Here is an 8,624-nt window from a genome sequence, read left to right on the forward strand (position 1 = left end):
AGAAAAGAAACGAGATACCAAAGGAAGCCGCCTAAATCGGCGGCCCCGAGAGGACATACTGTACGGAAGGTGCTTGACTTTTACATAGAATAGAAATTAGAAACAGTAAATTCATTTAAGTAATAGACTGTTTATTTTACTTTAATAATCGCTTTATATTAGAAGAATATACGGAGAAAAAAGAATCAGAGGATTTTCAAATTCTTCCGTTTGGATTGTAAAAGGAGCTGTTAAGACAAGAGATGGAAAGAAGACATAAAAAATACCTTATTATCTCCGGCATAGTATATCTGATTTTATGTTTTACATTTAAATTTGGAATTATTAAAAGTGTCCCTCATCCAAATTATAAAATTGATACCTACCTGTTATTAATTGTTTTAGTTTTTGCGTTTATATTTGGAATCAGAAACAGCATAAGGGCCATCGTGATATGGCTGGGAATCATATTTGAAGACTTTATATATCATTTATATGATGCAATGATATATATCAGATTAATGGAGTTGGCCACCATTGTAACCTTTTTTTATTTATTCCTCGCTACAGTAGCGATCTTCTACGGTTTTAGATCTTTAAATATGAATACGATAGCCACTGATAATTTCTCAAAGATGTATCGTAAAACTGCTATCATCTTCTTTGTTTGCAGTATTATTCTTTTTATATTTGTTAGCATATCTGAAATGGAACGCATTTGGATTATGAAAGGTGAACTGCCAGCAGGAACATTGCCTCTGTTTATAATTAGTTATTTACTAATATTTAGTATTGAAATAGGCGTGATGATTTATGCAATTTCGAAGATTATGAAACGAGAAGTACTTGGATTTGTTTTTGCAGCCTTTCTTTTAGTATGGAGATTCTTTTACTACATATCAATATATACTGGTAGACGCTTGTTCGACTCTGCATTTTATGTAATTCAAAATAAGGTTATTTATAGTAATCCAATACTGTCTTTTATACCTAAATTTTCACTCGCATTTAAGCCATATATACTTGTATTTATGTTTCTCTTCTTACTAATTCCTCTTACTAATTTTTTATTCTATCTTAAAAGGGATCCAAAAATAAAACCATTGAAGAGTAGTGATGTTAATCCTCTTTCAGGAGCAACAAAATGAAATATCATAGAATTATCAGGCAATTTTTTATTCTATTATCAATCAGTGTCCTAATTATTAGTGTGTTTTCTTCAAACACTGTCGCAGACACCAAAAACAATGAAGATGATCAGAAATGGACCATCCATTTCAGTCCGGGGATAAGGTGGGGGACGGATAACCGCACCCTTTACATCCTCGATTTTCTCGTTCCCCTCTACCAGGACGAAAGGAACATCCTCTTTGTAAACGCGAAGTATACCCCCAACGACCTCAACGGCTGGGAGACGAATCTCGGCCTCGGGTATCGACACATCCTCATCGATGAATACCTTCTCCTCGGGATAAACGGCTTTTATGACTGGCGAAAAACACCCTGGGGTACCAGGCATACACAGTGGGGTGTGGGGGCGGAGGTTATGGTAGAACTAGGTATCCTTGAAGACGGCGGCGGCCTGGGACTGACGGGAAGGTTCAACTATTATCAGCCGCTGACCGACGCAATTGTAGAGGTAAGACCAAGAGACAGCGGATCGATTCAATTGAATTTGCTGTCTCAATCCAAGAGCCCGAGGACCTTCCCCACCACATCCCCCGGATTTTTGCCCAGTACCCTTATCATCGGCTCCTTGCCCACGTCCCCGCGGTCGTAGATAAGATCAGGCGTCCCCCCCGTCTCCGACAGGACCTTCGAGACTCCCCAGGCCAGACTCGACCCCTCGGCGTCCTTGACGTCTTCAGGCTCATCGGCCCTGGAGAATGACGCGACGGCAAGGCCCCTATCGTTCGCCTTTTTGATCAGATCTTCCCCGAAGCGGATATTCATGGCCGACCTCAGCCCGGGATCGTATCTCATGGCGGTCAGGATGATGTTCGCGATATGGATCGACGCCCCGAACTCGGGAGACACAGGGACCAGCACGCCGCCGCCCGCTTTAATAATCCTTGCCGGAAACGCCGCAACGTGGTCATGCTTCACTGCGTACGGCAGCGCGTACCCGAGGTTGGACTGCACCTCCGGTATGAGGGGGGCGATGTTTTTTTGCACCAAGGTCCCCGCCCCCCTCTTCAGCTCCTCGATTACCCCGTATCTTTCGCTATCTCTCAAGAACCACGCCATGTGGTTCGTGGGGCCGTGCCCCCTCCCCACATTGAGGGAAAACCGGATGGCGGTGTCGATATAGAGCTCGGCCTGTTTCACGGCGGAAGAAACGTCCATTCCTGATGCCAACCCCGTTGCTATCGCCGCCGAAAAGGTGCAGCCCGTCCCGTGGGTGTTTTTAGTTTCTACCCTCTCTTTCGGAAAAAGAGTAAACTCCGCCCCGTTAAACAGAACGTCCACCGCTTCACCCTCAAGGTGCCCCCCCTTCACCACCACGTTTCTCGCCCCGAGGCCTGCGATTATCTCGGCCGCCCTCTTCATCGAGTCAACGCCCTCTATCTTTATCCCGGACAGCACCTCCGCCTCCGGGATGTTCGGTGTGACGACCATTGCTAAGGGGATCATCTCCTCCGAGACCGCCTTGATCCCGTCCTCGGAGAGGAGCGGATCGCCGCTCTTCGCCACCATGACCGGATCGACCACAAGCCTTTCTATCTTGTACTCCTTCACTTTTTTAACGACCGTGCGCACTACCACCGAGCTTGCAAGCATCCCGGTCTTGGCGCCGTCAGCTCCGATGTCTTTCATCACCGAGTCGAACTGCGCCTCTATGAAATCCAACGGCACGTCGTGTATCGCCTGAACGCCCACGGTGTTCTGGGCCGTAAGCGCACAGATGACGCTCATTCCGTATCCCCCAAGGGCGGTGATCGTCTTGAGGTCGGCCTGGACGCCGGCGCCCCCGCCGGAGTCTGTGCCCGCTATCGTCAATACCTTGACCGGATCATTCATTTTTTTGTTCCCCCTTATTCAGACGCCCCTTGATAAGCTCGGCAACCTTCTCCCCGGAGAGGAGCATACCGCCGAAGAGAGGGCCCATCCGAAACGACCCGAATACCGCGTTGGCGCTCATGCCGGAAACGTACACCCCCGGATACGCCTCCCTGGTGTTTTCGATCGTCTTGGTCTCCGCCACATCGGACCAGAGCGACTTCTCCCCCTCCACGTCTCCCGAGGGGGTGAGAAGCCTCTCCCCCGACTTCCTGCAAATTACGCCCACCACCTCGCAGTCGTGGCCGGTGGCGTCGATGACGAACTTCGCCCTGACGGCAATCGGGTCTACGTGGAGGCCAGCCATGTTGGCGGCGGTCCACAGCACAACGAGTCCCGTAACTCTCCCCTGCCTCACCATCACGTCCTCGACCTCGATCAGGTTGAAGATGCGAAGCCCCGCCTTCATCGACATCGAGATCAGCGTGGACGCGGTCTCGATCGAGTCGGCGGTGTAGTAGCCGGGGGCGAACTCCCTGTACGAGATGCCGAACGTGTCGAGGAGGCGCCTCGCCTCTTCCTGAACGACTATCTCGTTGAACATCATGCCCCCGCCCCAGATGCCTCCCCCGATGGAGAGCTTCTTGTCAAACAGGGCGACCTTTACCCCCTCCCTCGCCAGGAAGTAGCCCGCCGTCAGGCCGGCCGGCCCCCCTCCGACGATGGCGACTTCGAGGTCGAGGTGCTCCGTCAGTTTTTCCATGTAGGTCTTTACAATCGCCCTTGAGATCGTGATTTCGTCAACAGCCATTTTTTCACCCCCGCAAATCGGTTTGTTTTCAACACAAATAAAAAGGCCCTCGGTTTCCCGAAGGCCTGTGATTATAAAATCCGTATCTCCCTTCGCCGGTATTATCCGGATCAGGTTCAAAGGGTATCATCTCAGCCTCTTGGGCACCCCCGGTCTCTTCTATGAGATTTCTTCCTACATATTAACGAGTAAAGCCATACCAGTCAAGGAAAATGTTTTAAAAATGTTCGTTGATTGTAACATGGGCTTCCAACCCTCACCGTAAAAAGATTCAACTCACACCGACCAATATTGCGTCAGTTCCCCCCGGTATCTATTGCCAGACCTTCAGCCCCTCCATCCCCCTCCTCTTCGAGACCAGGCTTACCAGTGGCAGAAGGAGCAGTACGACCGCGACCGCTGTTCCGACGCTAATGCCTATGATCTACAAATCCCGGCCTCGGCAAGCTTCGCCGGGCTCGCCTACAATCTTAGCTCCCCTTCCTCTTTTCCATCTCGATTTTCCTCAGCTCCCTGCGGAGGATCTTACCCACGGCGCTCTTCGGCAGCGCGTCTACAAACTCGATTATCTTGGGAACCTTGTAGGCGGAGAGGTGCTCCTTGCAGAAGCTCGTCACCTCCTCCTCCGTCAACTCCTCACCCTGCTCCAGCACGATGAAGGCCTTGACCGTCTCACCCCTGTATTCGTCCGGGACGCCGATGCAGCACGCCTCTAATATCTTCGGATGGTCGAAGAGGATATTGTCGACCTCCACCGGATAGATGTTGTACCCCCCGGCGATTATCATGTCCTTCTTCCGGTCTACGATGCTCAGGTAGCCGTCCTCGTCGAAAAACCCTATGTCCCCCGTGCAGAACCAGCCGTCCGCCATAGACTCCTTCGTCAATTCCGGCAGATTGTTGTACCCCATCATCATCTGGGGTCCCTTGACGACTATCTCCCCGATCTCCCCCTGGGGAAGCTCCTTCTTGATATTGTCCGGATCCACAATCTTGAAGTCGTTGTCCACCATCGGCACCCCCACGGTGCCCTGCTTTATCTCGCCCCCCCATGGGGTCACCGCAACCACGGAGGTCTCGGTCAGTCCATACACCTCGCATATCGTGGCGCCCGTAAGTCCCTTCATATCCCTTATCGTATCGGCCGCCAGGGGCCCCGCCGCTGAGAAGAAGCCTTTAATAAACGACAGTTCCATTTTCCGAAACTCCGGATCGGAGAGGAGTCCCACGAAAATGGTGGGAACCCCGGGGAGAAAAGTAGGCTTGTTCTTCTTCAAAATGTCGATGATACCCTTCGGCTCCGGTCGGGGAATCATATGCTGCGTCCAACCCTTCCAGGGGATAAAGCACTGGTTTACAATAAACCCCGCTATATGAAATATCGGGTAAGTCCCCACCAAGCTCTCCTCCCCGGGCATAAGGTCGGGAAACCACGCGGCAAACTGCTGAATGCTCGAGCTGATGCCCTTGTGGCTAATCAATATACCCTTGCTCGCGCCGGTGGTGCCGCCGGTATAGATGATGATGGAGAGCTTCTCCCACTCCCCCTTATCTTCGAGGGGCTCGTCGGAATATTTGCCTATGATATCCTTGAACACGACCACCTCCTCGGTAGTCTCCACCTCCTTGTGCATCGCCTTCTTGACGTAGGGAAAGAGCTGCTTCTTCGGAAACGGCAGGTATGAATTGATGTGACAGGCGATGATCTTCTTTATCTTGGTCTTGGGCATGAGGCTCAACATCCTGGGGACGAGAAGCGACATCGTGATCACCATAACGCTCTCAGAATCGTTGAGCTGGTGCTCCAGCTCCCGCTCTGTATAGAGAGGATTGTTCTGAACCGCCACCGCCCCGATCCGTAATATCGCGAAGTTGGCTATCACCGTCTGGGGGAGGTTCGGAAGGCAGAGGGCCACTCTGTCCCCCTTCCCTATCCCCATATCCATTAAGGCCCTGGCGAAACGATTCACTAGGCGGTCGAGCTCACTGTAGGTGATCTTTTTCCCCATATAGTTCAGAGCCACGTTATCGGGGAATTTTTCGGCGGACCTCCTCAATGCCTCGGACACTGTAACCTTCTCGTATTCGAGGGTCTTTTTCACCCCCGGAGCATACGACTTATGCCATAATCTTTCCTTCATCCTCTCCTCCTTAATAAAATATAATGATTTTCTTTTCAAAATTACCTTATGCTTCGATCGATCCCAAATCCAGCTTATCTTAAAACGCACAAAATCTTCATGCGCCGCTAAAACCCGTCCCCGTACGGAGAACGGAAAAGTAATTTGTACTGAGATTTTAACAAAAATCGGGGACTAATTGCCAGAAGATTTTTGCATAGATGACAGAATTGTAATTAAGAGCTATTTGCAAAAAAACGAGCGACAAAGATGTTGACGTTATATTCTTTCCTCTGTATAATATTTTGGTATAAATTTTTCAAAAAAAAACGGAGAGACACATGACCGAAGCCGCGACCGAAGGGATGAAGCGGGTCTTCAAGAAGCCGGAGAGCCTCTCGGACAAGCCGTTCCACTTCTGCCCGGGCTGCAATCACGGGATAATACACCGCCTCTGCGGGGAGGCGTTGGATCAATACAACCTCGTCCCGAAGACGATAGGGGTGGCGTCCGTCGGCTGCAGCGTCTTCCTCTACGACTACTTCAGGATCGACGTCGTCGAGGCGCCCCACGGGAGGGCGCCGGCGGTGGCTACAGGCGTAAAGAGGGCGATGCCGGACCACTTCGTCTTTACATACCAGGGGGACGGAGACCTGGCGTCCATCGGGATGAGCGAGATCGTCCACTGCGCGAACCGCGGGGAGCCGATAACCGTGATATTCGTAAACAACACGGTATACGGCATGACCGGCGGGCAGATGGCCCCCACCACCATGCTGGGGCAGAAGACCACGACCTCCCCCTACGGGAGGGAATACGAGCAGGACGGTTACCCTGTCAGGATGGCCGAGATGCTCGCCACCCTCGAGGGCTCGGCCTACGTGGCGAGGGTCGCGGTAAACAACCCGAAGAGGGTCATAAGCGCCAAGAAGGCCATCAAGAAGGCCTTCCAGATGCAGATCGACAACATAGGGTTCTCCTTCGTGGAGGTGCTCTCCACCTGCCCCACGAACTGGAGGATGACACCCAAGGAGGCCGCCGTCAGGGTCGACGAGGAGCTCATTCCCTATTTCCCCCTTGGAGTCTTCAAGGAGCGCACCATGTCTGACCAGGGGGCTATTTAAAAAGCCGCATTGACTGACGGGATTTGACAGCCACGAGAGGCATGTTTCCTTGTTTGTTTGTATTGGGGAAATTTATTCAGTTAATGTGAAAGACAAAAGAATGTATTACGATACGATAATGGCCGGTTTCGGCGGACAGGGGATAATGCTGATAGGAAACCTCCTCGCCTACGCCGCAATGAACGAAAACAAGAACGTGACCTACATGCCGGCCTATGGAGTCGAGATGAGGGGCGGCACCGCAAACTGCACCGTGGTCATCTCAGACAACCCCGTGGGTTCCCCCATCATAGGCCACCCAAAGAGCGCCATCGTAATGAACAAGCCGAGCCTGACGAGGTTCGGCCCGAACGTCGTGGAGGGGGGGCTGCTTTTGATCAACTCGTCTCTCATAAGCGAGGAGGTGGACGCAAGGCCCGACCTGAAACAGATCAAGGTCCCCGCAAACGAGAAGGCGGGGGAGCTCGGAAACGACAAGATGGCCAACATGGTGATATTCGGAGCTTTCCTTCAGCTGACAAATATAGTAAAGCCGGATACGGTATTTGAGGCCTTCAAGAAGGTTTTGGACGAGAGGTACCACAAGCTGATACCGAAGAACGTCGAGATGATCAAGGCGGGGATGAAGTTCGCCGAGGAGTATAACGGCGGCTGATCGACAAGGGCCGCCGGGCAAAAGAGGGCCGTTCGTTTATACTATTGGTGATTGCTCACAAAAAGTAAACTTTTTGTATCGTTACCTTGGGAAGCGGAAAACCGGAATATCCTGTCATTCCCGTGAAAACGGGAATCCAGTGAATATCTTTCCCCCGCATACGCGGGGACAGGCTGGATTCCCAATCGAGTTGAGAATGATAGTATAGCTTCCCAATCGAGTTGGGAATGACAGAATAAAAAGGAATTTGAGAAAAATAAGATACCTCTATCAAAGGAGGCGGAAATGACCGAGGACCTAAAGGTTGGTGAAAAAATAAAGCTGCTTCGGGAGAAGATGAACCTCTCCCTGTCCGATCTGGCCGACAGATCCGGCTTTTCAACGGCAATAATATCCCAAATAGAAAACCATATGATCTCTCCGCCACTGGGCACGATTATCAAGCTCTCCAAGGCCCTCGAAGTTCAACCCGGCTACTTCTTCAAGGAGAAGCCGACATCCCCGTACGTGATTGTGAGAGAGGACGACAGGAAAGAGGTCTCGAGAGTGGCGTCCAAAGAGGGGGTGAGCTACGGCTACTCATACGAGTCGCTCGGGGCGGACAAGAAGGACCGAAAGATGGAGCCCTTCGTCGTAACTTTAGAACCCGGCACCGTAAAGAAGGTCAAACAGTCCACCCACGACGGCGAGGAGTTCATCTTCGTCCTCGAGGGGGAGATGGAGGTAACCCTCGGCGACCACTCCGACATCCTCTCCCCCGGAGACTCAATCTACTACGACTCCACGATCCCCCACAAGGTGACGGCGGTGGGGGAGACCCCCACGAAGATTCTCGCCGTACTCTTCACGGGCGAAAAGTAGAGGCCTGCAAATTTTTTAGGCCTGATTCCAAAACCTCAAATCAATAAAGCCTCATTACAAAAAAGGACATTTTA

Annotated in this window: 8 protein-coding genes and 1 riboswitch; of the genes, 5 read left to right on the forward strand and 3 right to left on the reverse strand. The window is 51.4% G+C overall.

The window, feature by feature from the left end; translation table 11 throughout:
• Nucleotides 1-242 precede the first annotated feature (242 nt).
• On the forward strand, nucleotides 243-1,127 hold the full coding sequence (locus JW984_14150; GenBank protein MBN1574337.1) for a hypothetical protein: 885 nt from the start codon (nucleotides 243-245) through the stop codon (nucleotides 1,125-1,127).
• 62 nt (nucleotides 1,128-1,189) lie between these two features.
• On the forward strand, nucleotides 1,190-1,759 hold the full coding sequence (locus tag JW984_14155; protein MBN1574338.1) for an inverse autotransporter beta domain-containing protein: 570 nt from the start codon (nucleotides 1,190-1,192) through the stop codon (nucleotides 1,757-1,759).
• On the opposite strand, the gene thiD is transcribed toward JW984_14155, so the two are convergent.
• The 3 genes from thiD to JW984_14170 all read right to left on the reverse strand — a co-directional run bounded on the left by thiD (nucleotide 1,663) and on the right by JW984_14170 (nucleotide 5,931).
• On the reverse strand, nucleotides 1,663-3,000 hold the full coding sequence (thiD, locus tag JW984_14160) for a bifunctional hydroxymethylpyrimidine kinase/phosphomethylpyrimidine kinase (GenBank protein ID MBN1574339.1): 1,338 nt from the start codon (nucleotides 2,998-3,000) through the stop codon (nucleotides 1,663-1,665). The genes JW984_14155 and thiD overlap by 97 nt on opposite strands.
• Nucleotides 2,993-3,790 (reverse strand): thiazole biosynthesis protein, encoded by a 798-nt coding sequence (locus JW984_14165; GenBank protein ID MBN1574340.1) that lies wholly within the window; start codon nucleotides 3,788-3,790, stop codon nucleotides 2,993-2,995. Before JW984_14165 ends, thiD begins: the two co-directional genes overlap by 8 nt.
• Before the next feature lie 70 nt (nucleotides 3,791-3,860).
• A riboswitch (TPP riboswitch) is annotated at nucleotides 3,861-3,951 on the reverse strand.
• Nucleotides 3,952-4,260: 309 nt separating this feature from the next.
• Nucleotides 4,261-5,931 (reverse strand): long-chain fatty acid--CoA ligase, encoded by a 1,671-nt coding sequence (locus JW984_14170; GenBank protein ID MBN1574341.1) that lies wholly within the window; start codon nucleotides 5,929-5,931, stop codon nucleotides 4,261-4,263.
• A 344-nt stretch (nucleotides 5,932-6,275) separates the two neighbouring features.
• On the opposite strand from JW984_14170, the gene JW984_14175 reads away from it, so the two are divergent.
• The 3 genes from JW984_14175 to JW984_14185 all read left to right on the forward strand — a co-directional run bounded on the left by JW984_14175 (nucleotide 6,276) and on the right by JW984_14185 (nucleotide 8,550).
• The gene (locus JW984_14175; GenBank protein ID MBN1574342.1) at nucleotides 6,276-7,034 is read left to right on the forward strand and encodes a 2-oxoglutarate oxidoreductase; all 759 of its coding nucleotides are present in this window, start codon (nucleotides 6,276-6,278) and stop codon (nucleotides 7,032-7,034) included.
• Nucleotides 7,035-7,134: 100 nt separating this feature from the next.
• The gene (locus JW984_14180) at nucleotides 7,135-7,689 is read left to right on the forward strand and encodes a 2-oxoacid:acceptor oxidoreductase family protein (protein MBN1574343.1); all 555 of its coding nucleotides are present in this window, start codon (nucleotides 7,135-7,137) and stop codon (nucleotides 7,687-7,689) included.
• Nucleotides 7,690-7,974: 285 nt separating this feature from the next.
• Entirely contained in the window at nucleotides 7,975-8,550 is a 576-nt protein-coding gene (locus JW984_14185; GenBank protein ID MBN1574344.1) for a cupin domain-containing protein, read from the forward strand.
• The last annotated feature ends 74 nt before the right edge of the window (nucleotides 8,551-8,624 follow it).

Origin of the sequence: Candidatus Zymogenus saltonus, assembly GCA_016929395.1 — a bacterium.
Classification (GTDB): domain Bacteria; phylum Desulfobacterota; class Zymogenia; order Zymogenales; family Zymogenaceae; genus Zymogenus; species Zymogenus saltonus.